This window comes from Micromonospora sp. WMMD1076 (assembly GCF_029581475.1).
In the GTDB taxonomy this organism is placed as follows: domain Bacteria; phylum Actinomycetota; class Actinomycetes; order Mycobacteriales; family Micromonosporaceae; genus Micromonospora; species Micromonospora aurantiaca.
Window position 1 is genome coordinate 3,254,569 of sequence record NZ_CP120862.1, and the last position, 20,465, is coordinate 3,275,033.

Annotated in this window: 21 protein-coding genes; 16 read left to right on the plus strand and 5 right to left on the minus strand. The window is 74.4% G+C overall.

What is annotated here, in order from left to right; translation table 11 throughout:
* Nucleotides 1–7: 7 nt before the first annotated feature.
* Nucleotides 8–967, minus strand: a complete 960-nt coding sequence (locus tag O7622_RS15690; RefSeq protein ID WP_282308911.1) for an aromatase/cyclase — start codon at nt 965–967, stop codon at nt 8–10.
* Between the two features lie 28 nt (nt 968–995).
* Nucleotides 996–1,781, minus strand: coding sequence for a 3-oxoacyl-ACP reductase FabG (fabG, locus tag O7622_RS15695; protein WP_282308912.1), 786 nt, complete (start codon nt 1,779–1,781; stop codon nt 996–998).
* 242 nt (nt 1,782–2,023) lie between these two features.
* Between fabG and O7622_RS15700 the strand changes: the two genes are divergently transcribed.
* The 11 genes from O7622_RS15700 to O7622_RS15750 all read left to right on the plus strand — a co-directional run bounded on the left by O7622_RS15700 (nt 2,024) and on the right by O7622_RS15750 (nt 11,541).
* Nucleotides 2,024–2,329 carry an antibiotic biosynthesis monooxygenase family protein gene (locus O7622_RS15700; RefSeq protein ID WP_282308913.1) on the plus strand — a complete coding sequence of 102 codons (306 nt, stop codon included), beginning with the start codon at nt 2,024–2,026 and terminating at the stop codon, nt 2,327–2,329.
* Nucleotides 2,326–3,594, plus strand: a complete 1,269-nt coding sequence (locus O7622_RS15705; RefSeq protein ID WP_282308914.1) for a beta-ketoacyl-[acyl-carrier-protein] synthase family protein — start codon at nt 2,326–2,328, stop codon at nt 3,592–3,594. The genes O7622_RS15700 and O7622_RS15705 overlap by 4 nt, the downstream gene beginning before the upstream one ends.
* Nucleotides 3,591–4,799, plus strand: coding sequence for a ketosynthase chain-length factor (locus O7622_RS15710; RefSeq protein WP_282308915.1), 1,209 nt, complete (start codon nt 3,591–3,593; stop codon nt 4,797–4,799). Before O7622_RS15705 ends, O7622_RS15710 begins: the two co-directional genes overlap by 4 nt.
* A gap of 34 nt (nt 4,800–4,833) precedes the next feature.
* Entirely contained in the window at nt 4,834–5,091 is a 258-nt protein-coding gene (locus O7622_RS15715; protein ID WP_181569140.1) for an acyl carrier protein, read from the plus strand.
* Between the two features lie 33 nt (nt 5,092–5,124).
* Complete coding sequence (locus O7622_RS15720; RefSeq protein WP_282308916.1) at nt 5,125–5,559, plus strand: ester cyclase; 435 nt, start codon at nt 5,125–5,127, stop codon at nt 5,557–5,559.
* Between the two features lie 70 nt (nt 5,560–5,629).
* Entirely contained in the window at nt 5,630–6,472 is an 843-nt protein-coding gene (locus tag O7622_RS15725) for an NAD(P)H-binding protein (RefSeq protein WP_282308917.1), read from the plus strand.
* Between the two features lie 23 nt (nt 6,473–6,495).
* Nucleotides 6,496–7,392, plus strand: a complete 897-nt coding sequence (locus tag O7622_RS15730; RefSeq protein ID WP_282308918.1) for an NmrA/HSCARG family protein — start codon at nt 6,496–6,498, stop codon at nt 7,390–7,392.
* A 71-nt stretch (nt 7,393–7,463) separates the two neighbouring features.
* A complete protein-coding gene (locus O7622_RS15735) occupies nt 7,464–8,252 on the plus strand; it encodes a TetR/AcrR family transcriptional regulator (RefSeq protein ID WP_282308919.1) in 789 nt (262 codons plus the stop codon).
* Nucleotides 8,253–8,420: 168 nt separating this feature from the next.
* Nucleotides 8,421–9,497, plus strand: a complete 1,077-nt coding sequence (locus tag O7622_RS15740; RefSeq protein WP_282314152.1) for an ATP-binding cassette domain-containing protein — start codon at nt 8,421–8,423, stop codon at nt 9,495–9,497.
* On the plus strand, nt 9,494–10,327 hold the full coding sequence (locus O7622_RS15745) for an ABC transporter permease (protein ID WP_181569134.1): 834 nt from the start codon (nt 9,494–9,496) through the stop codon (nt 10,325–10,327). The genes O7622_RS15740 and O7622_RS15745 overlap by 4 nt, the downstream gene beginning before the upstream one ends.
* A gap of 110 nt (nt 10,328–10,437) precedes the next feature.
* Nucleotides 10,438–11,541: an alpha/beta fold hydrolase gene (locus O7622_RS15750; protein ID WP_282308920.1), complete on the plus strand. Its 1,104-nt coding sequence runs from the start codon at nt 10,438–10,440 to the stop codon at nt 11,539–11,541.
* Between the two features lie 67 nt (nt 11,542–11,608).
* Here the strand turns inward: O7622_RS15750 and O7622_RS15755 are convergent, their stop codons facing one another.
* Together O7622_RS15755 and O7622_RS15760 are read right to left on the minus strand one after the other, a co-directional pair.
* Nucleotides 11,609–13,060: an MFS transporter gene (locus O7622_RS15755; protein ID WP_282308921.1), complete on the minus strand. Its 1,452-nt coding sequence runs from the start codon at nt 13,058–13,060 to the stop codon at nt 11,609–11,611.
* A gap of 40 nt (nt 13,061–13,100) precedes the next feature.
* The gene (locus tag O7622_RS15760) at nt 13,101–14,123 is read right to left on the minus strand and encodes a DMT family transporter (protein ID WP_282308922.1); all 1,023 of its coding nucleotides are present in this window, start codon (nt 14,121–14,123) and stop codon (nt 13,101–13,103) included.
* Between the two features lie 205 nt (nt 14,124–14,328).
* Here O7622_RS15760 and O7622_RS15765 point away from each other — a divergent pair, with 205 nt between their 5' ends.
* Nucleotides 14,329–14,781, plus strand: a complete 453-nt coding sequence (locus O7622_RS15765) for a nuclear transport factor 2 family protein (protein WP_282308923.1) — start codon at nt 14,329–14,331, stop codon at nt 14,779–14,781.
* Between the two features lie 61 nt (nt 14,782–14,842).
* Here O7622_RS15765 and rfbC read toward each other — a convergent pair whose 3' ends face one another.
* A complete protein-coding gene (rfbC, locus tag O7622_RS15770; protein WP_282308924.1) occupies nt 14,843–15,418 on the minus strand; it encodes a dTDP-4-dehydrorhamnose 3,5-epimerase in 576 nt (191 codons plus the stop codon).
* Nucleotides 15,419–15,603: 185 nt separating this feature from the next.
* On the opposite strand from rfbC, the gene O7622_RS15775 reads away from it, so the two are divergent.
* The 4 genes from O7622_RS15775 to O7622_RS15790 are packed head-to-tail and all read left to right on the plus strand — an operon-like array spanning nt 15,604 to nt 20,455.
* Nucleotides 15,604–16,614 (plus strand): hypothetical protein, encoded by a 1,011-nt coding sequence (locus O7622_RS15775; RefSeq protein ID WP_282308925.1) that lies wholly within the window; start codon nt 15,604–15,606, stop codon nt 16,612–16,614.
* A 21-nt stretch (nt 16,615–16,635) separates the two neighbouring features.
* Entirely contained in the window at nt 16,636–17,931 is a 1,296-nt protein-coding gene (locus tag O7622_RS15780; RefSeq protein ID WP_282308926.1) for an activator-dependent family glycosyltransferase, read from the plus strand.
* Nucleotides 17,931–19,412, plus strand: coding sequence for an NDP-hexose 2,3-dehydratase family protein (locus tag O7622_RS15785; protein WP_282308927.1), 1,482 nt, complete (start codon nt 17,931–17,933; stop codon nt 19,410–19,412). Before O7622_RS15780 ends, O7622_RS15785 begins: the two co-directional genes overlap by 1 nt.
* Nucleotides 19,409–20,455: a thiamine pyrophosphate-dependent dehydrogenase E1 component subunit alpha gene (locus O7622_RS15790; RefSeq protein WP_282308928.1), complete on the plus strand. Its 1,047-nt coding sequence runs from the start codon at nt 19,409–19,411 to the stop codon at nt 20,453–20,455. The genes O7622_RS15785 and O7622_RS15790 overlap by 4 nt, the downstream gene beginning before the upstream one ends.
* Nucleotides 20,456–20,465: the final 10 nt, after the last annotated feature.

The window sequence follows — 20,465 nt, forward strand, 5'->3', positions numbered from 1 at the left end:
CGCGCTCTCACGGCCGGACGGCCATCCGCCTGCCCTCGGCGTACTCCTTGGCGGCGTACATGGTGGCGGTGCTGTTGCGACCCAGCGCGCGCCGGACGTACGTGGCGGCGTCGCCCAGCGTGGCCTGCGCGCAAAGCACTCCGGGCACCGCCTCGGGGATCAGCACCACCCGGTGGGTGGAGGTGACCACCGCGCCGTCCTCGTACGCCTCGACCAGCCACTGCCCGGTGTGCACGGACATCAGCGCCGGCGTGCGGAGCTGCTTGTAGACGATCCGGTGGTGCGGGAAGCAGACCCGCACCGACCGGGTGGCATGGGTGGCGCCGTCGGCGGTGCGGGTGTCCATCTCGAGCAGTTGCACCCCCGGCGTCTCCTCGGTCAGTGCGACGCGCGCCACGTGCGGCAGCCGGCGGTCCCACTGGCCGGCCTCGTTGAGAAAGTCGTAGACGTCGCGGGGATCCCCGTTGACGTGCACCACGTCGTCGAAGTCCAGGAACCGGCCGTCACCGTCCGCCGGCGACTCGGCGGCCGTGCGCAGCGCCGCCAGCTCGGACCGGCTGTTGCGATCCACCGCCTGGTGGATCCAGGCGGTGGCCGCCGCGTCGTCGCCGACGGCCCGGAAGTCGTGGGTGAGGCGAACCAGGCACCGGTCGGCGCCGGCCGGCTCGATGATCCACTCTCCGCCCATCTCGGCCACCGGCGGCGCGGAGACCTCCTGGCGGAAGCGCACCCGGCGGGCCGTCGGGTCGAGGTCACGGCGGGACGTCCAGCCCTTCACCGCCTCGTTGGCGGTGGCCCAGATCCGGATGATCTCCGTGCCCGGGCCCTGCTCGACGTGTTCCACGTGCACGGTGGGCGGGAAGACGAGTGGCCAGCGGGCCACGTCGGCGACGAGATCGTAGACGGTCCGGGCGGGGGCGTCGACCAGCTCGCGGTGCTCGGTGTGTTCCGGGGGCGGCTTGCTCACGCGGTCTCCTTCGGTCGGCGGGGCGGGATCAGTAGTTGCCGAGACCGCCGCAGACGTTGATCGCCTGCGCGGTGATCGGAGCGGCGGTCTCGGTGACCAGGTAGCCGACCAGGCCGGCCACCTCCTCCGGGGTGGAGTAGCGGCCGAGCGGGATCTTCGCCTCGAACCGCTGGAGCACGTCGTCGGTGGTGGTGTCCCAGAAGGCGGCGTAGCCGTCGCGTACCCGCTGCGCCATCGGGGTCTCCACGTAGCCGGGGCAGACCGCGTTGACGGTGACGCCCGACTTGGCCAGCTCCAGGCCGAGGGCCTTGGTGAAGCCGACCACGCCGTGCTTCGACGCCGAGTAGGGGGCGCCGTAGACGACCCCCTGCTTGCCGCCGGTCGAGGCGATGTTCACCACCCGACCCCAGCCGGCCGCGAGCATCCCGCCGCTGGTCAACACCTCCCGGGTGAGCCGGAAGACGCTGTTCAGGTTCGTCTCGACGACGTCGTCCCACAGCTCGTCGGCGATCGAGGCGGTGGCCCCGCCGCCGCTGCGGCCGGCGTTGTTCACCAGGATCCCGACCGGCCCCCAGGCGTCGACCACGGCGTGGACCAGCGCCGGCACCGCCGCGCGGTCGCGGACGTCGCAGCCAGCGCCGCGTACCTCGAGGCCCTTGTCCCGCAGCTCGCCCGCGGTGCGGTCGACCGCCGCCTCGTCCCGGGCGCAGATCCAGACCCGGTGCCCCTGCTCGGCGAGCGCCCTGGTCACCGCGAGTCCGATCCCGCTCGTCGCGCCGGTGACGAGCGCGACCGCACCGTTCTGCCCTGGCATTCCGTGTCTCCTCACGTCGACGTGCACGGTGCGGCCGAGCGTGCCAGTGACCGCTCGAGGGTCTCTCGACGTCGGCGCCCGCACGCCTACTTCCAGCGAGGTTCAAGGCAGATGCGATCCCGGCCGGGGACGGTCGACACCACGAGCACGGCAGCCGCGGATCGCGGTACGAGGACGTGGGGAGTGAGTGGGACATGCGGGCAGGCGAATCGGACCCGACGGACCGGGACGGGGTTGTCTTCGTGAACCGGTTCCTGGTGCACGCGCCAGCGGAGGACTTCGAACGGACCTTCTCCGAGACGTCGGAGTTCATGGCGGGCCGGCCCGGCTTCGTCGCGCACACCCTGGTCCGGCACGTCGGGCAGCCCGGCGCGTACGTGAACGTCGCGTACTGGCGGGACGAGGAGTCGCTCCGGCGGGCGCTGGCCGATCCGGGTTTCGCGCCGCACGCGGCGGCGCTGCGGGCGCTGGCCACCAGCGAGCCGAACCTGTACCGGCCGGTGCTGCGCCGGGAGGCGGCCCGGGCCGGCGCGGGGGACACCCGATGACCCGACGCGCGGTCATCACCGGAATCGGCGTGCTGGCCCCCGGCGCCACCGGGACCAAGTCGTTCTGGGACCTGCTGGCCAACGGCCGCACCGCCACCCGGCGGATCTCCTTCTTCGACCCGACGCCGTTCCGCTCGCAGGTGGCCGCCGAGTGCGACTTCGACCCGGTCCGGGACGGGCTGTCGCACCAGCAGGCGCGGCGGATGGACCGGGCCGCGCAGTTCGCGGTGGTCGGCGCCCGGAAGGCGCTCGCGGACAGCGGGCTGGACCTGGCCGTCGCCGACCCGTCGCGGCTGGGCGTGGTGATCGGCAGCGCGGTCGGCGCCACGATGAGCCTGGAGCGGGAGTACGTCGTGGTCAGCGACGGCGGCGCCAAGTGGCTGGTGGACGAGGACCACGCCGTGCCGCACCTGTTCGACTACCTGGTGCCCAGCTCCATCGCCCGGGAGGTGGCCTGGGAGGTCGGCGCGGAGGGCCCGGTGTCGTTGGTCTCGACCGGCTGCACCTCCGGGCTGGACGCGGTCGGACGGGCCGCCGAACTGGTCACCGAGGGCACCGCCGATGTGATGATCTGCGGGGCGACCGACGCGCCCATCTCACCCATCACCATGGCCTGCTTCGACGCCATCAAGGCCACCACCCCGCGCAACGGCGACCCGGCGACCGCGTCCCGCCCGTTCGACCGCACCCGCAACGGCTTCGTGCTGGGGGAGGGGTGCGCGGTCTTCGTCCTGGAGGAGGTGGGGCACGCGCGCCGGCGGGGCGTCACCGGGTACGCCGAGGTCTCCGGTTTCGCCTCCCGGGCCAACGCCTACCACATGACCGGCCTGCGCCCGGACGGCGTGGAGATGGCCGAGGCGATCCGGGCCGCGCTGGCGCAGGCGCGTACCCGGCCGACCGAGGTGGACTACGTCAACGCCCACGGCTCCGGCACCAAGCAGAACGACAGGCACGAGACCGCGGCGGTCAAGCGCAGCCTGGGTGAGCACGCGTACGCGACGCCGGTCAGCTCGATCAAGTCGATGATCGGCCACTCGCTCGGCGCGATCGGCTCGTTGGAGATCGCGGCGTGCGCGCTGGCCATGGAGCACAGCCTGGTGCCGCCGACGGCCAACCTGCACGAGCCGGATCCGGAGTGCGACCTGGACTACACCCCGTTGAAGGCCCGCGAGCGGCGGGTCGACACGGTGCTCAGCGTCGGCAGCGGCTTCGGTGGATTCCAGAGCGCGATGGTGCTGCGCCGGCCCGATCGGGCCGGCACGTGACCGCCGCGGTGATCACCGGCCTGGGCGTGGTGAGCCCGGCCGGGCTGGACGCGGAGGCGCACTGGGCGGGCCTGCTCGCCGGGCGGTGCGCGATCGGGCTGTTGACCCGCTTCGACGCCACCGGCTACCGCAGTCGCCTCGCCGGTCAGGTGCCGGCGTTCGACCCCGCCGACCACCTGCCCGGGCGGCTCCTGCCGCAGACCGACCACATGACCCGGCTGGCCCTGCTGGCGGCCGATGCCGCGCTGCTGGACAGCGGGGTCGAGGTGGCCGCGTCGGGCGGGTTCGGAGTGGGCGTGGTGACCGCCAGCAGCGCCGGTGGGTTCGAGTTCGGCCACCGGGAGCTGGAGAAGCTGTGGAGCCGGGGGCCGGAGCACGTCAGCGCGTACCAGTCGTTCGCCTGGTTCTATGCGGTGAACACCGGCCAGGTCTCGATCCGGCACGGCCTGCGCGGGCCGAGCGGGGTGCTGGTCACCGAGCAGGCGGGCGGCCTCGACGCGCTCGGGCAGGCCCGCCGGCACGTGCGGTCCGACCTGCCGGCCGTGGTCAGCGGCGGGGTGGACGGCTGGCTGTGCCCCTGGGGCTGGGTGGCGCACCAGGCCAGCGGCCTGCTCAGCCGGCACACCGATCCGGCCCGCGCGTACCTGCCGTTCTCCCCGGACGCCGCGGGCTACGTGCCGGGCGAGGGCGGCGCGCTGTTCGTCGTGGAGTCCGCGGCGCACGCCTCGACGCGGGGCGTCCGCCACCGGTACGGCGTCGTCGCCGGCTACGCCGCCACGTTCGACCCGCCGCCGCGCTCCGGCCGGGAGCCGACGTTGCGGCGGGCGATCGAGGCCGCGTTGGACGACGCCGGCGTGGCCCCGGCCGACGTGGACGTGGTGTTCGCCGACGCGGTGGGCCTGCCGGACCCGGACGCGGTGGAGGCAGCGGCGCTGGCCGGCGTGTTCGGTCCGGCCGGGGTGCCGGTCACCGCGCCGAAGACGGTCACCGGTCGGCTCGGCGCGGGCGGCGCCGCGCTGGACGTGGCCACCGCGCTGCTGTGCATCCGGGACGGGGTGATCCCGCCGACCGTCAACGTGGCGGCGCCGGCGCCCGCGTACCGGCTGGACCTGGTGCTGGCGCCGCGCGTCGTGCGGGTGCGCACCGCCCTGGTGGTCGCCCGCGGGCAGGGCGGCTTCAACTCCGCGCTCGTGCTCACCGCCTGACCGGATCCCGGAACGACCCCTGCGAGGAGGACAGATGACCATCCTGGACCTGCCGACCCTGACCGACATCCTGCGCGAGTGCGCCGGTGAGGACGAGGACGTCGAGTTGAGCGGCGACATCCTCGACGTGCCCTTCGCCGACCTCGGCTACGACTCACTGGCCCTGCTGGAGACCGCCGGGGCGATCCAGCGCCGCTTCGGCGCCCCGCTGCAGGACGACGCGGTCACCCAGGCGCAGACGCCGCGGGAACTGCTCGAACTCGCCAACCGGGCCCTGACGGCCCCGGCCTGACCACCCGTCCACGAGAAGCCGAGGAGGCAGCGGATGAGCAGCAACATCGACGCGGTACGCCGGATGGTGTCGGCGTACAACACCGGACAGACCGACGACGTGGCCGAGTACATCCACCCCGACTACCTGAACCCGGCGTCGCTGGAGCACATGGACTTGCGCGGGCCGGAGGCGTTCGCGATGGCGGTCAAGTGGCTCCGGATGACCTTCTCCGAGGAGGCGCGCCTGGAGGAGATCCGGTACGAGGAGCGGGGCGACTGGGTGCGCGCGTACCTGGTCCTCTACGGCCGCCACGTGGGGAACCTGGTCGGCATGGAGCCGACCGGACGCCGGTTCTCCGGCGAGCAGATCCACCTCATCAAGCTCGTCGACGGCAAGATCCGCGACCACCGCGACTGGCCCGACTACCTGGGCACCTACCGCCAGCTCGACGAGCCCTGGCCGACCGCCGAGGGCTGGCGGCGCTGACCCTGAACGTCGTCGCCGCCGGGGACCGCCCGGTCCCCGGCGGCTTCCGTCCCGAGCGAAGGAGCAACCGATGATCCTTGTCACCGGCGCGACCGGCAAGGTGGGCGGGCACGTGCTGATCCGCCTGCGGGAGGCGGGTCACCCGGTCCGTGCCCTCAGCCGCGATCCCGCGCGGGCCGGCCTGCCGGCCGACGTCGAGACCGTTCCCGGCAGCCCGGCCGACGTCGAGGCCGCCACCGCGGCGCTGACCGGCGTGGACGCGGCGTTCGTCTGCCTGGTGGGTGACGTGGAGCCGCAGGCCCGGGCGTTCGCCGAGGCGATCCGCCGGGTCGGCGGCGTCCGGCGTCTGGTGCTGCTCTCGTCGTCGGCGGTGCTGCACCCGGTGCGGCACCGGATCGGCGACGAGCACCGGGCCGCCGAGGAGGCGATCGGCGCCGCCGCGCCGGACGCGACGCTGCTGCGGCCGGGCCCGTTCCACACCAACGCGTTGTGGTGGGCGAAGACGATCCGCGAGCAGGGACTGGTCCGCTGTCTGGTGGGCAACACCCCCGGTGCCCCGGTGGACCCGGACGACCTGGCCGCGTTGGCGGTCGCCGCGCTGACCGGGGACGGGCACGCCCGCCGCCGCTACGAGGTGACCGGCCCGGAGGTGCTCACCTCCGCGGAGCAGGCGCGGGTGCTGTCCGACGAACTGGGTCGCGAGCTGGCCTTCGAGGTGGCGAGCCCGGACGACGTCGTCGCCATGTTCGCCGGCATCACCGGCGACAGGCCCGCCGCCGAGTCCAACGTGGCCGCGCTGCACAGTCCCGCCGTTCCGTGGGGACGCACCACCGGCACCCTGGAGCGGGTGCTCGGCCGCAAGCCCCGCACGTTCCGCGAGTGGGCCGCCGCGAACGCCCACCTGTTCCGATGACCACCTCCGGAAAGGAGCCGTCGATGCCCGACGACCGCACCATCCTCGTCACCGGCGCCACCGGCACCCAGGGGGGCGCCACCGTGCGGGCCCTGCTCGCCCGGGGGCGGCCGGTGCGCGCGTTGGTCCGCGACCCGGACGGTGAGGCCGCCCGCGCGTTCGCCGCCGACGGGAACGTCTCGCTGGTGCGCGGCGACCTGTCGGATCCGGCGTCGCTGCGCGCCGCCATGGCCGGCGTGCACGGGGTGTTCAGCGTGCAGACCTTCATGGCCCCCGGTGGGTTGGGGGCCGAGGTCCGCCAGGGGCGTGCGGTCGCGGAGGCGGCGGCCGCCACCGGGGTACGCCACGTGGTCTACAGCTCGGTCGGCGGCGCGGACCGGGCCAGCGGGGTGCCGCACTTCGAGAGCAAGTGGGCGATCGAACGGCACCTGCGCCGGCTGGGGGTGCCGACCACCGTGGTGCGCCCGACCTTCTTCATGGACAACTTCCTCGGCTTCGGCCCCGAGGTGGTCGACGGCGCGCTGGTGGTCCGGCTGGCGCTCGCGCCTTCGACGCGGGTGCAACTCGTCGCCGCGGACGACATCGGCCGGCTGGCGGCGACCGCGTTCGACGAGCCGGATGAGTTCGTGGGGCGCGCGGTCGAGCTGGCCGGCGACGAGCTGACCGGCCCGGAGATGGCGCGGTGCTTCGGCGTCGCGGCCGGGATGCCGGCCCGGTTCGAGCCGCTGGAGCTGGCCGAGGTGGCGGCGAACCCGTGGATCCCGTACAGCCACGAGATCGCGGTGATGTTCGAGTGGTTCCAGACCGACGGCTACGCCGCGGACATCGCCGCGCTGCGGACCCGGCTCCCGGGCCTGTACACGTTCGCCGACTGGCTGCGCGCGGTGAACTGGCGACCGCCGGTGCCGTCGGTGGCCTGACCCGAGGGGGAGGACGCGCCCCCGCGTATCTTGTATCGTACGCCATACGGGATCGACGGACGGAGGGGCGGATGCGGCCGGACGAGCGGGGTCGGGGCACGGCCGACCCGGCCCGGAGTCTCGCGTTGCTGTGGAGCCGGCGCGGTCCGGACGCCCGCAGCAGATCCAACCTCGGGCTGGAGCGGATCGTCCGGGTGGCGATCGAGACGTGCGACGCCGAGGGGTTGGGTGAGCTGTCCATGCGTCGGCTCGCCCAGGCGCTCGGCGTGGGCGTGATGTCGCTCTACACCTACGTGCCCGGCAAGGCCGAGCTGATCGACCTGATGGTCGACACGGTCTACGGCGAGGTGGTCGGGCCGGCGGTGCCGTCGGACGGGTGGCGGGCCGGGCTGGAGCGGGTGGCGCGGGACAACTGGTCCCTGCGGCGCCGGCACCCCTGGCTGTTGCGCATCCCGGTGGGTCGGCCTCCGCTCGGCCCGCACGCCTTGGCCAAGTACGAGTACGAGCTCCGGGCGGTCGAGGGGACCGGGCTGACCGAGGTGGAGATGGACTCAGTGGTGCATCTGGTCACCGACTACGCCGAGGGGGTGGCCCGGCGGGCCGTCGACGCGTCGGTCCTGGAGCGGGAGAGCGGCATGACCGACGAGCAGTGGTGGCGGGTCTGCGGTCCGCTGCTGGGCGCGTTCGTGGACGGCTCGGTCTTCCCGACCGCCACCCGGGTCGGGGCCGCGGCGGGTGCCGCGCACGGCGGCTCCTACTCGCCGGAGCACGCGTTCGAGTTCGGGCTCGGGCGCCTGCTCGACGGCATCGAGGTCTTCATCGCCGCCCGGACCGCGGCGGCCGGTCGGTCCCCCCGCTGACCGGTCGCCCGTCCGGGTGGATCGCGCCCGGGCCGTCACCAGGACGGCCTGGGCGCGACGGCTGTCCGGGCAGCGGCGACACGCGCTTCCCGGCTCCATCGTATTGCTTACCGTATGATGTACGCTATGGCCGACGACAGGGCCGGCACTGCTGAGGGAGGACGCGACGTGACAGCGGGCAATCATGCGATCATCGCGGAGGGGCTGCGCAAGCGGTACGGCGACAAGTACGCCCTGGACGGGTTCGACCTGCGGGTCCCGCAGGGCACGGTGTGCGGACTGCTCGGCCCGAACGGCGCCGGCAAGACCACCTCGGTGCGGATCCTGTCCACCCTGCTGCGGTTCGACCAGGGGCGGGCCGAGGTCGCCGGCTTCGACATCGCCCGCCAGGCCGACCAGGTGCGCTACCGCATCGGTCTGGTCGGGCAGAACGCCGCGGTGGACGAGGTGCTCAGCGGCTACGAGAACCTGGTCATCTTCGGTCGGCTCTTCCACCTCGGCGCGAAGCGGGCCCAGCAGCGCGCCACCGAGCTGCTGGAGCGCTTCGGCCTGGCCGACACCGGCGGCAAGCCGGTAAAGACCTACTCGGGCGGCATGCGGCGCCGGCTCGACCTCGCCGCCGGCATGATTCTCACCCCGTCGGTGCTCTTCCTCGACGAGCCGACCACCGGCCTGGACCCGCGCAGCCGCAACGAGGTCTGGGAGTCGGTCCGCGAGCTGGTCCGCTCCGGCACCACCGTGCTGCTCACCACGCAATACCTCGACGAGGCCGACCAGCTCGCCGACCAGATCTCGGTGATCGACACCGGGCGGGTCATCGCCGAGGGCACGCCCGACGAGTTGAAGTCGCGCCTCGGCGGCGACCGCATCGACCTCGTGGTGCACGACGCGGGCGACCTGGCCGCGGCCGCCGCGCAGCTGCGCCTGGTCGCCAGCGCGGAGCCGGAGGTGGACCCCGACCGTCGCTTCGTCAGCGCCCAGGTCGGCAACCGGGCCAGCGCGCTCACCGAGGTGCTGCGGGCGCTCGACGCCAGCGGCGTCGCGGTGGAGGACGTAGCGCTGCGCCGTCCGACGCTCGACGAGGTGTTCCTGCACCTGACCGGCCGCCGCCCGCAGAGCGTCGAGGAGAGCGCGGCCGAGGAGAAGGCGAAGAAGTCCAAGAAGGGCAAGGGGCGCAAGGGGCGCGGCGACGAGCCGAAGCCGGGCGCGCCGCGCTCGGAGAACGTCGAGGAGGTGCCCGCGTGACCAGCGCGACGTTGCCCACCGCGGTCAGCCCGGACGTCGTGCCCGGGCGGCCGTCCCTGCTTGCCGACAGCGTCACCCTGACCCGGCGCAGCCTGGCGCACTGGCGCCGCAACCCGGGGCCGCTGATCGCGTCGCTGGGCTTCAACATCGTCATGGTGCTGATGTTCGCCTACCTGTTCGGCGGCGCCCTCCAGGTGCCCGGCGGCGGCAGCTACCGCGAGTTCCTGATGCCCGGCATGTTCGCCATGACCATGGTGTTCGGCATCAGCCTCACCACGCTGGCCGTCTCCGCCGACATGGACCGCGGCGTCACCGACCGGTTCCGGTCGATGCCGGTGTCGCCGCTGGCCCCGCTGATCGGCCGGGCCGTGGCCGACATGCTGTTCGCGGTGGTCACCCTGGCGGTGATGGTGCTCGCCGGGCTGGCCGTCGGGTGGCGGGCGCACGGCGGAGTCGGCGACACGCTCGCCGCGTTCGGGCTGATCCTGCTGCTGCGCTTCGCCCTGGTCTGGGTCGGCATCTTCCTGGGCCTGGTGATGAAGGGGCAGGAGGCGGTCGCCGGCGTGCAGACGCTGGAGTTCCCGCTCGGCTTCCTGTCCAACGCGTTCGTGGCGCCGTCCACCATGCCCGCGTGGCTCGGTGCGGTGGCTGAGTGGAACCCGCTGTCGGCCACCGTCGGCGCCATCCGGGAACTCTTCGACAACCCCGGGTGGGGCGGCGACTCCTGGGTGGTCTCCCACTACCCGGTGATGGCCGTCGTGTGGCCGCTGGTGCTGGTCGCGATCTTCCTGCCGCTGTCGCTCAGCAAGTACCGCTCCTTGAGCAACTGACGAGTTGTCCGCCAGTGGCATGCCGCACCATGGGCGCAGCTGCCCCCGACCGACGGGAGTCGGCGGGGGCAGCTCGTTGTTCGGACGGGGGAGCCCCGAGGAGGAAGACCTTGCGCACCAGAGCCCTGCCCACCGTCACCGTCGCCGTGGTGGCGGCGACGGCCCTGATCCCGCTCGCCCCGCCCGCGCGGGCGGCCGGTCCGACCCATACCGCCGTCCCGGCGTCCGCGGCCACCACGCCGGGGGCGACGAGCATCCGTCCCGCCGGCCTGCTGCCGATGCGGTGCCGGGCGCTCACCTTCCCGGTGGCGCTCACGGCGGGCGGGCCGGTCGACCAGCGGATCAGCGCCACGCTCTGCCTGCCGCCGCGCGGGCGGGCCCGGACGCTTCAGCTGCTCATCCCCGGCGGCACGTACGGCCAGGCCTACTGGTTCCTGCGCGGCGACCCGCGCCGCCCGTCGTACGTCGAGACGATGACCGCCGCCGGGCACGCCGTGCTGGTGGTCGACCGGCTCGGCGCCGGCGCCAGCTCGGCGCCGCCGTTCGAGAGGTACGCCCCGGACACCCAGAGCGCGGTGATGACGCAACTGCTCCGGGCCGTCCGGCGCGGCGACGTGATCGGCCGCCGGTTCGACAAGGTGGTGCTCGTCGGCCACTCCTTCGGGTCCACGCTCGCGCGCACCATGGCCATCCGGCACCCGCGGTGGGTCGACGGGCTGGTGCTGACCGGGGAGGCCAGCGCGCGGGTGGAGATCCCCTGGGAGGAGGTGATCCACTCCGCCGCGGACGACCCGGTTCTCGCCGGTCGCGACCTCGACCCGGCCTACTACACCACCCGGCCGGGCGCCCGCGGCACCTGGTTCTACGAGCGGGCCGGCGCGGACCCGCGGGTAGTGCGGCTGGACGAGCTGACCAAGCAGGCCGACGTCTACACCGAGGAGCACCCGACGCCGGATCAGAACGCGGCGATCCGGGTGCCCGTGCTCATCGTCGTCGGCCAGCGCGACAAGCTGGTCTGCGGCCCGGAGGGCAGTGACTGCGCCAGCTCGGCGTCGCTGTACCGCCAGGAGCGGCGGTGGTACCCGAACGCGCGGCTACGGGTCGAGGTGGTCGGCCGGACCGGCCACGCGCTCAACCTGCACCGCACCGCGCCGGGCTGGATCGGCCGCACCCGCACCTGGCTCGAGCACAGCATGCGCGCCGGGTGTCGCTGAGCCCCGTGCATGCGACGGGGGCCGGTGGGATGTCCCACCGGCCCCCGCACCGTCTGCGGCGTACCGCTCACCGGCGAGCGGCCGGCCGACGGCGGATGAACAGCGCGACCAGCAGCGTGGCGACGGCGAACACCGCGCCGGCGACGAAGGCGGCGGACATGCCGTGCAGGAACGCGTACCCGGGCACCGCCTCCGCCGGCAGGCCGACCGGCGGGGTGGTGGCCGCCCGGGTGCTCGCCGCCGTCATCGCGGTGACCAGGACCGCCAGCGCGAGCGACGCGCCCAGCGTGGTCGTCGCGGTGATCACGCTCGACGCCGAGCCGGTCTCGTCGTCGTCGACCCCGGAGGTGCCCAGCACGGTCGCCGGGATGGTGCCCAGGGCGATGCCCGCGCCCAGCAGCAGCAGCGCCGGCAGCACGTCGGTCGCGTAGCGGGTGCCCAGGTCCAGCCGGGACAGCAGCAGGTTCGAGCCGATGAGCATCACCGCGCCGAGGACCACGAGCGGTCGGGCGCCGATCCTCGGTTGCAGCTTGACCACCGCGCCGGCGAGGGCCAGCAGCGTCGCCGTCACCGGCAGGAACGCCAGCGCGGCCTGCATCGGCGAGTAGCCGAGGCCCTGTTGCAGGAACTGGGTGAGGAAGAACAGCTGGCCGATCTGGCTGCCCTGCACCAGCAGCACCGCCAGGTAGGCGCACACCCGGTCCCGGTCGGCGAACAACCGCGGCACCACGATCGGCTGCCGGGCGCGCCGTTCGACGAAGACGAAGACGGCGATCAGGGCGAGCCCGGCCGCGACCAGGAGCTGCACGGTCGCGTCGCGCCAGCCCTCGCTGCCCACCGCGGACAGCGCCCAGACCAGCGCCGCGACGCCGAGCGCCGAGCTGAGCGCGCCGGCCACGTCGAAGCGGCCCGGGTGCGGCGGCGTCTCCCGGACCACGAACGGTGCGGCCAGCAGCACCAGCAGGCCGACCGGCACGTTGAGCATGAGCACCCACCGCCAGGAGCTGGCCGAGGTGACGGTGCCTGCGAGCAGGAGCCCCAGCGCCGCGCCGAGCCCGCCCACCGCCGTGTAGACGGCGATCGCGCGGCGGCGCAGCGGCCCCTCGGCGAACATGCTCACGATCAGCGCCAGCACGCAGGGCGCGGTGAGCGCCGCGCCCACCCCCTGCACCGCCCGCGCGGTGATCAGCATCCACGGTTCGGTGGCCAGCCCGCGGGCCAGGCAGGCCAGCGAGAACAGCGCCACGCCGCTGAGGAACACCTTCCGCCGGCCGAGGATGTCTCCGGCCCGGCCACCGAGCAGCAGCAGGCCGCCGTAGGTGAGCAGGTAGGCGTTGATCACCCAGGACAGTGCCACCGGGCCGAGGGACAGGTCGGCGCTCATCCCGGGCAGCGCGATGTTCACGATCATCTCGTCGACCAGGATCATCGTCTGGCCGGCCACGACGACCGCCAGCGCGAGGCCGTACCGGTGCGGAGCGCGAACCGCCGACGGCGCGGCGGTCAGGGACGTGGACATCTCGGTGCTCCTGACTCGTGGTGGGCCGGCCGGGCGGGCATCAGATCGCCCGCCGGTGCGCGGCGGTGCGGGAGACGGAGCCGGAGGGCCGGCTGCCGGCCGGCGTGACCGGCCGTGCCGGCGCGTCCGGTCCGGCGGCCTCGGCGTCCACGTCGGCCGGTTTGGCGGGTCCGGCCGGTCGGTCCGTCCCGGCGCCGAGGCGGGCCACCAGCACGCCGACCGCCGCGACGAGCATGCCGACCACCTGGAGCGCGGTGAGCGGGGCGTCCTCCAGCCAGACGCTGCCCAGCAGCAGCACCACCGGCACCAGGTAGAGCACGGTCGACGACAGGACCGGGCCGTCGTCGCGGACCATCCGGACGAAGATCGTGAAGACCACGGCGGTGTTGAGAATGCCGAGCACCGCCAGCGCGATCAGCACCTCGGATGACCAGGTGGGCGCCGGTCCCCAGTCCTGCCAGGTCAGCGTCAGCGCCGCCCAGGCCACGCCGAACAGCGCCTGGGTGGCCGAGAGCACCAGCGGGCGCATGTTCTCCTCGCGCATGACGCGCACCATGTAGAACAGCGCGTACCCGTACGCCACCGCGGCCACGAAGTTGATCAGCGAGCTCCAGGTGAACCAGCGGGAGACCTGCTCCCACGGCGGGAACATCAGCAGCACGCCGGCGAACCCGATCAGCACGCCGGCCACCGTCCGCCCGCCGGTGGCGCGCTCGCGCAGCAGCGGCGCGAGCAGTAGCGCCCACAGCGGAACGCTGGCGTTGAACACCGACACCACGCCGACGTCCTCACCCGTGGCGTCCGGCACGATCTGCACCAGCAGCACCGGCAACGCGTTGACCAGGAAGGCGACCAGCAGCAGGCGCAGCCAGATGCCGGGGCGCCGGGGCAGCGCCGCGCCGGTCAGCACGACGATCGCCAGCATGGCCACCGCGCCGATCGCGACCCGGACGAGGCTGAACTGGGTGGGATTCATCCCGCCGAGCGCCATCTTGATCCAGAAGTACGTCGAGCCCCACATCAGGGCCACCGCGCCGAAGCGCATCAATCCACCACGACTCATCGTCGATCCCTCTCGCGAAGCGTCGGCCGGTCCGGCCGGCTGGGCTGCGTCACAGGTTTCTGGCCACGGATCGAGCGCCGCCGGAGAACCGCTGGACGCGGCGCGGGGCCGTGTCCCGTCCACGCCGCCAGCGGTCCTCCAGCGGGACCGGGAAGTATCGCGGTCACCGACACCGCTGAGCAGGCGCGGAGAGAGGGCGGCACCGATGACCGTGCAGACCGAGAACCTTCCGGACCGGACGGCCTTCGCCCGGGTGTACGCCGAGGTCCAGCAGTTCTACGCATGGCACATGCACCTGCTGGACAGCGGCGCGGCCCGGGAGTGGGCCGACACGTTCAGCCCGGACGGCGTGTTCGCGCCACCGTCGGCCCCTCGGCCGATCGTCGGGCGGGAGGCGCTGGCGGCCGGGGCGGAACAGGCCCACGCCGAACTGCGCCGCAAGGGCGAACAGCACCGGCACCTGCTGCTGTCGGTGAGTGTCCGGCCGCAGGACGACGGGTCGTTGACGGTCCGCAGCTACGCGCAGATCATCGCCACGCCCCGCGACGGTGAGCCGCGCCTGCACCTCATGTGCGTCACGCACGACGTGCTGGTGCGCGGCGCCGACGGACAGCTCCTGGTCCGGCACCGCCGGGTCACCCGGGACGACCGGACCTGACCCACCGGTTCCGTGACCCGGCGGTGCGTAGGGAAGCCGCGCCGCCGGGTCACGGTCGTGTTCAGACCGTCGGCAGCAGGCCGGCCCGCCGTGCCTCGCGCAACGTCGGCGCGGCGAGGTCGCGCTCCGAGACGATCGGCTCCGATTCGGCCGGCCACGGCAGGTTCAGGTCGGCGTCGAAGGGGTGGATGGTCAGCTCGCGGTCCGGCACGTACTCGACGTCGCACAGGTAGAGCATCACCGCGCCCTCGGTGAGGGACACGAAGGAGTGCCCGAAGCCGCGCGGCACGTACACGGCGTGCGGCGTGTCCTGGTCGAGCCGGGTGGCCGTCCACCGGCCGAACGTCGGTGAGTCGACGCGCAGGTCGACCACGCAGTCGAGCACCGCGCCGTGCACGCAGGACACCACCTTGGTCTGTCCCGGGCCGTCCGGGAAGTAGTGCACGCCCCGGATCACCCCCCGGCGTGACACCGAGAGGCTGGCCTGCGTCACCGGCAGGTCGACGCCGGTCGCCGCGGCGAGGGTACTGGCCCGGAACACCTCGACGAAGTGGCCGCGGACGTCGGGGCGGGGGGTCAGCAGCGCGCTCCAGATCTCCGGCAGGCGCGTGCCGGAGGTGACGGGTGGAGGGGTCATGACGGCTCCGATCAGTCGAAGGGCCCGCCAACGGTTGCCGCCCCGGCTCGAGGGACGGTCCAGATCGGACCGCCGGCCGGCGGCGTCCAGCCGGGCTGGGGCGGTTCTCGAGCGGCCACCGGCAGGGTGGGGCACCGACCGACCGCGACGTCCCGCGGCGGCACCGGACACGAGGAGGGTGCGGGGTGCGGCAGGCACGACGGCGACGCGAACCCGAGGCGGACCAGCGGCTCCTGCGCCGGCTCCAGCTCACCGAAGGACTGCTCTGGCTGCACGCCGCCCGAGGCGACCCGTACGCCCGGTTGTTGTGCGGGTTGCCCGGCGGCGAGCCGGAGCGGCTGCGGGAGCGGGGACCGCTGTGGCGGGCCGCCACCGGCGACTGGCTGGTCACCGACCACGCGGGAGCCGCGCGCGCCACGGCCGGCGGGCACGTGGTGGCCACCACGCCGTTCGACCTGCCCGCCGACCTGCCCGGCGCCCCGACCCCGCCCGCGCCCGCTCTCGGGACGCTGCCCGACCGCGGCGACCTGGCCGCCGTCGTCCGACGCGACGTCGTCCGGGTGCTGGCGGGCGGGGACGCCGACACGGCGGCGCTGCTGACGGACGCGGAGCTGGCGGTGGACGCGGCGCTGCGTGCGCCGGCCCCGGTGCCGGCCGTCCGGCTGGCGGAGGCCGGCGCGGAGCTGTCCGAGCGCACCGACCGGCCGCTGCTCGCGGCCACCGGCGTGCGACTGGCCACCACCCTGGTGCTCAACGCCGTCGCGGCGCTGCTCGGCGCCGGCGGCTGGTCCCGGCTGGCCGCCGAGCCGGGCTTCGCGGCCCGGGTGGTGACCGAGACCTGGCGGTACGCGCCGCCGCTGCGGCTGTGGCCGGCCCGCGTGGAGGCCGCCCCGGGTTGGGGTCGCGGGCTGCTGGCCCCCGGCGACCGGATGGTGGTGGTGCTCGCCACCGCCAACCGGGACGGCACGGTGTTCGCCGATCCGGACCGGTTCGACCCGGACCGCCCGGCCGCGCCGGTGCTGACCCCGGGCGGCCCGTGGGCCGGCCCGGTCGGCTTCGCCCGGTGGTACGCCGAGGCGCTGCTGCCCCGGCTCGCCGCCGCCGCGCCCCGGCTGCGAGCCGACGGGCCGCCGGTGCGCCCTGGCCGCGCGCCGGTGACCGGCACGGCGGTGCGGTTCCCGGTGCGGGTGATCTGAGACCGAGGAGAGGAGAACCGGATGCGGGTCCTGTTCGTCTGCATGCCGCACCCCACCCACTGGTTTCCGCTGGTGCCGCTGGCCTGGGCGCTGCGGAGCGCCGGGCACGAGGTCCGGGTGGCCGGCCAGCCCGATCTGACCGACGCGGTCACCGGCAGCGGGCTGACCGCCGTGCCGGTCGGCGACGCCGAGTGGTACGCCACCGACCCGTGGGCGCCGGAGCTGCTCGGCGAGCTGCTGGCCGCGGGCGGCTCCGAGCACGTGCAGCACTTCGACTTCGCGCGCGCCGACCCGGCCGGCTGGGACTGGGCCGGCCTGCTCGGCCTGGAGAAGGTGATGATCGGCGCGTTGTTCGCCTCGTTCAACACCGACCCGATGATCGACGACCTGGTGGCGTTCGCCCGCTCGTGGGGGCCCGACCTGGTGATCTGGGAGCCGTTCACGCTTGCCGGCGCGGTCGTCGCGACGGTGCTCGGGGTGCCGCACGCCCGGCTCGTCTACGGCCCGGACATCACGCTGCGGGCGCGGCAGGAGTTCCTGCGGCTGGCGGCCCGGCGGGACCCGGCCGACCGGGAGGACCCGACCGCGGAGTGGCTGTCCGCGGTGCTGGCCCGCCACGGCGCCCGCTACGACGAGACGGTGCGCACCGGCCACTTCACCATCGACACCACGCCGCCGGGCACCCGGCTGCCGCTGGACCGGACGACGGTCGGGATGCGGCACGTGCCGTACAACGGGCCGGCCGTGGTGCCGGACTGGCTGCGCGTCCCGCCGTCGCGGCCGCGGGTCTGCCTCACGCTCGGCGTCTCCGGCGAGATGGACCGGTCCGCCGCGTCCGTCGGTGAGCTGCTCGCCGGCATGGCGGACCTCGACGTGGAGATCGTCGCCACGCTCGGCGCGGCGCACCGGGAGCAGGTGGGCCGGCTGCCGGCCAACACCCGGGTGGTGGACTTCGTGCCGCTGCACGACCTGCTGCCGACGTGCGCCGCGATCGTGCACCACGGCGGCGTGGGCACCCGGGCCGCCGCCGAGACGCACGGCGTGCCGCAGCTCATGATCGCGTACGGCTGGGACACCCTCGTCAAGGCGCGCGGCACCGAGGAGCTGGGCGCCGGCCTGTGCCTGCCGGCGGCGGAGGCCACCGTGGACGCGGTCCGGGCCGCCGTGCTGCGGCTGCTCACCGACCCGGCGCTGCGGGCCGGGGCGCGCGCGCTGCGCGACGAGGCGACGGCCCAGCCCACCCCGGCCGATGTGGTGCCGGTGCTGGAGAAGATGGTCCTGGAGCACCGGGTCACGGCCGGCGGGGAGCGGCGTTGATGGCGGCGTCGCGGCGTCGCCTGCGGTTGGTCGCCCGTCCGGTGCCGGGCGGGCAGGCGACCGACCGGGCCGCCTCGGCCGACCGGATCGCCCGCTCGGCCGCCCACCCCGGTGACGGGGTGGCCGCCGTCCTCGGCTGGCTCGCCGACCTCGCCGAGCGGAGCTGGACCACCGCCGAGCGGGTGCCGTTGGAGGACCTGGTGGGCTGGTCGGCGGTCCCCGGCCGCGGGGACCTGGTGCACCGCACCGGCCGGTTCTATCGGATCCACGGCCTCGACGTGACCGTGCCGGACGGTCCGGTGCCGCACTGGCGGCAGCCGGTCATCGACCAGCCCGAGGTGGGTGTGCTCGGCCTGCTGGCCCGGGAGTTCGACGGCGTGCTGCACTTCCTGGTGCAGGCAAAGGCGGAGCCCGGAAACGTCAACGGGCTCCAGATCTCGCCCACCGTGCAGGCGACCCGGAGCAACTACACCGGCGCGCACGGCGGCCGGGCGGTGCCCTACCTGGAGTACTTCCGCGACCGGGAACGGCACCGGGTGATCGCCGACGTGCGCCAGTCCGAGCAGGGGGCCTGGTTCCATCGCAAGCGCAACCGCAACATGGTCGTCGAGGTGCGTGAGGACCTGCCGGTACGGCCGGGCTTCCGCTGGCTGACGCTCGACCAGCTGCACCGGCTGCTCGCCGTGGACGACGTGGTCAACATGGACACCCGTACCGTGCTGGCCTGCCTGCCGCTGACCGGGGTGACACCGGACGAACCGCCCGATTCGCTGCCCACCGACGACCGGTTCCGGGCGGCGCTGCGCCGCTCGGCCCGCGCGGCCTCGGCCGCGCTGTCGGCGGAACTGCTGAGCTGGGTCACCGACCGGCGCAGCCTGACCGCCATGCAGGCCCGGCGGGTGCCGCTGGCGGAGACCCACGGCTGGCGGTGGCGCGATGGGCGGATCGCGCACCACCGTGGCCGTTTCTTCGAGGTGGTGGGCGTGGCGGTACGCGCCCGGGGCCGGGAGGTCGACGGCTGGACCCAGCCGATGATCGAGGCGGTCGGCACCGGTGTCGTCGCGTTCCTGGTCCGCCGCGTCGGCGGGGTGCTGCACGTGCTCGTGCACGCGCGGGCCGAGCCCGGTTTCGTCGACGTGGTGGAGCTGGCCCCGACCGTGCAGTGCCAGCCGGACAACTACCTCGACCTGCCGGCCGGGGCCCGGCCGCCGTACCTCGACGAGGTGTTGGACGCGCCGCCGGAGCGGGTACGGTTCGCGGCCACGCTCTCCGAGGAGGGCGGGCGGTTCTTCCACACCCGCAACCGCTACCTGGTGGTGGAGGTCGGACCGCGCGGGGTGCCGACGCACTCCGACTACCGCTGGGTGACGGTGCGCCAGCTCGACGCGTTGCTGCGCCACAGCCACTACCTCAACGTCCAGGCCCGCAGCCTGGTCGCCTGCCTGCACAGCCTCCGGCATCCGAACAGAGGAGAGTCATGACCGCTGCCCCCGCCGACACCGTGCCGGCGCCCGTCCCGGCCGACGGCGCCGCGCCCACCGGCTCCGAACCGGCCGGTCCGGAGGCCGCGCTGATCCGGGACATGGTGCGCATCCGCTGCGTCGAGGAGGAACTCTGCGACCGGTACCGCGACGACCAGGAGATGCGGACACCCACCCACTTCTCGGTCGGCCAGGAGGCGACCGCGGTGGGCGTCGCCGCCGCGACCGGGCCGGACGACCTGGTCTACACCGGTCACCGGTCGCACGCCCCGTACCTCGCCATGGGGGGTGACCTGCGGGCCATGGTGGCCGAGCTGTACGGCCGGGAGTCCGGCTGCGCGCGCGGTCGCGGCGGGTCGATCCACCTGGTCGACCGGTCGGCCGGGTTCGCCGGCTCGGCGGCCATCCTCGGCGAGATGATCTCGGTCGCGGTGGGCGCCGGCTGGTCCGCGGCGCTGCGGGGGAAGCCCCAGGTCGCGTTGACCTTCTTCGGCGACGGCGCCACCGAGGAGGGGGTGTTCCACGAGGCGGTCAACTTCGCCCAGGTGCACCGGGTGCCGGTGGTGTTCCTCTGCGAGAACAACCTCTACTCGATCTCGTCGCCGCTGGGCCAGCGGCAGCCGGCCGGGTCGACCATCACCGACCGGGTTGCCGCGTACGGCCTGTGGGCCCGCTCGGTCGACGGCAACGACGTGTACGCGGTGCGGGCCGCCGCCCGTGCCGCCGTGCAGCGGTGCCGGACCGGCGCCGGTCCGGCCTTCCTGGAGCTGCACACCTACCGGTGGCGCGAGCACGTCGGCCCGGGGTGGGACCACGACCAGGGGTACCGCTCCCGGGAGGAGATCGACGCGTGGATGGCGCGGTGCCCGATCCGCCGGGCGGTCGAGGTGGCCCGGCCGACGCAGCCGGGCCTGGACGACTGGGTGCGGGAGTGGGAGCGGCGGTACCGCGCCGAGGTGCGCGACGCGGTCCGGGCGGCACGGTCCGCCGCCTGGCCGTCGGTGTCCAGGCTGGTCGACGGCGCGTACGGCGCCGGTCGCTGAGCCGGGGAAG

Coding starts and splice junctions, on each gene's coding strand:
- fabG (WP_282308912.1), bottom strand. CDS start 1,781: ATGCCAGGGCAGAACGGTGCGGTCGCGCTCGTCACCGGCGCGACGAGC.
- O7622_RS15705 (WP_282308914.1), top strand. CDS start 2,326: ATGACCCGACGCGCGGTCATCACCGGAATCGGCGTGCTGGCCCCCGGC.
- O7622_RS15715 (WP_181569140.1), top strand. CDS start 4,834: ATGACCATCCTGGACCTGCCGACCCTGACCGACATCCTGCGCGAGTGC.
- O7622_RS15720 (WP_282308916.1), top strand. CDS start 5,125: ATGAGCAGCAACATCGACGCGGTACGCCGGATGGTGTCGGCGTACAAC.
- O7622_RS15725 (WP_282308917.1), top strand. CDS start 5,630: ATGATCCTTGTCACCGGCGCGACCGGCAAGGTGGGCGGGCACGTGCTG.
- O7622_RS15730 (WP_282308918.1), top strand. CDS start 6,496: ATGCCCGACGACCGCACCATCCTCGTCACCGGCGCCACCGGCACCCAG.
- O7622_RS15735 (WP_282308919.1), top strand. CDS start 7,464: ATGCGGCCGGACGAGCGGGGTCGGGGCACGGCCGACCCGGCCCGGAGT.
- O7622_RS15755 (WP_282308921.1), bottom strand. CDS start 13,060: ATGTCCACGTCCCTGACCGCCGCGCCGTCGGCGGTTCGCGCTCCGCAC.
- O7622_RS15760 (WP_282308922.1), bottom strand. CDS start 14,123: ATGAGTCGTGGTGGATTGATGCGCTTCGGCGCGGTGGCCCTGATGTGG.
- O7622_RS15765 (WP_282308923.1), top strand. CDS start 14,329: ATGACCGTGCAGACCGAGAACCTTCCGGACCGGACGGCCTTCGCCCGG.
- rfbC (WP_282308924.1), bottom strand. CDS start 15,418: ATGACCCCTCCACCCGTCACCTCCGGCACGCGCCTGCCGGAGATCTGG.
- O7622_RS15780 (WP_282308926.1), top strand. CDS start 16,636: ATGCGGGTCCTGTTCGTCTGCATGCCGCACCCCACCCACTGGTTTCCG.
- O7622_RS15785 (WP_282308927.1), top strand. CDS start 17,931: ATGGCGGCGTCGCGGCGTCGCCTGCGGTTGGTCGCCCGTCCGGTGCCG.
- O7622_RS15790 (WP_282308928.1), top strand. CDS start 19,409: ATGACCGCTGCCCCCGCCGACACCGTGCCGGCGCCCGTCCCGGCCGAC.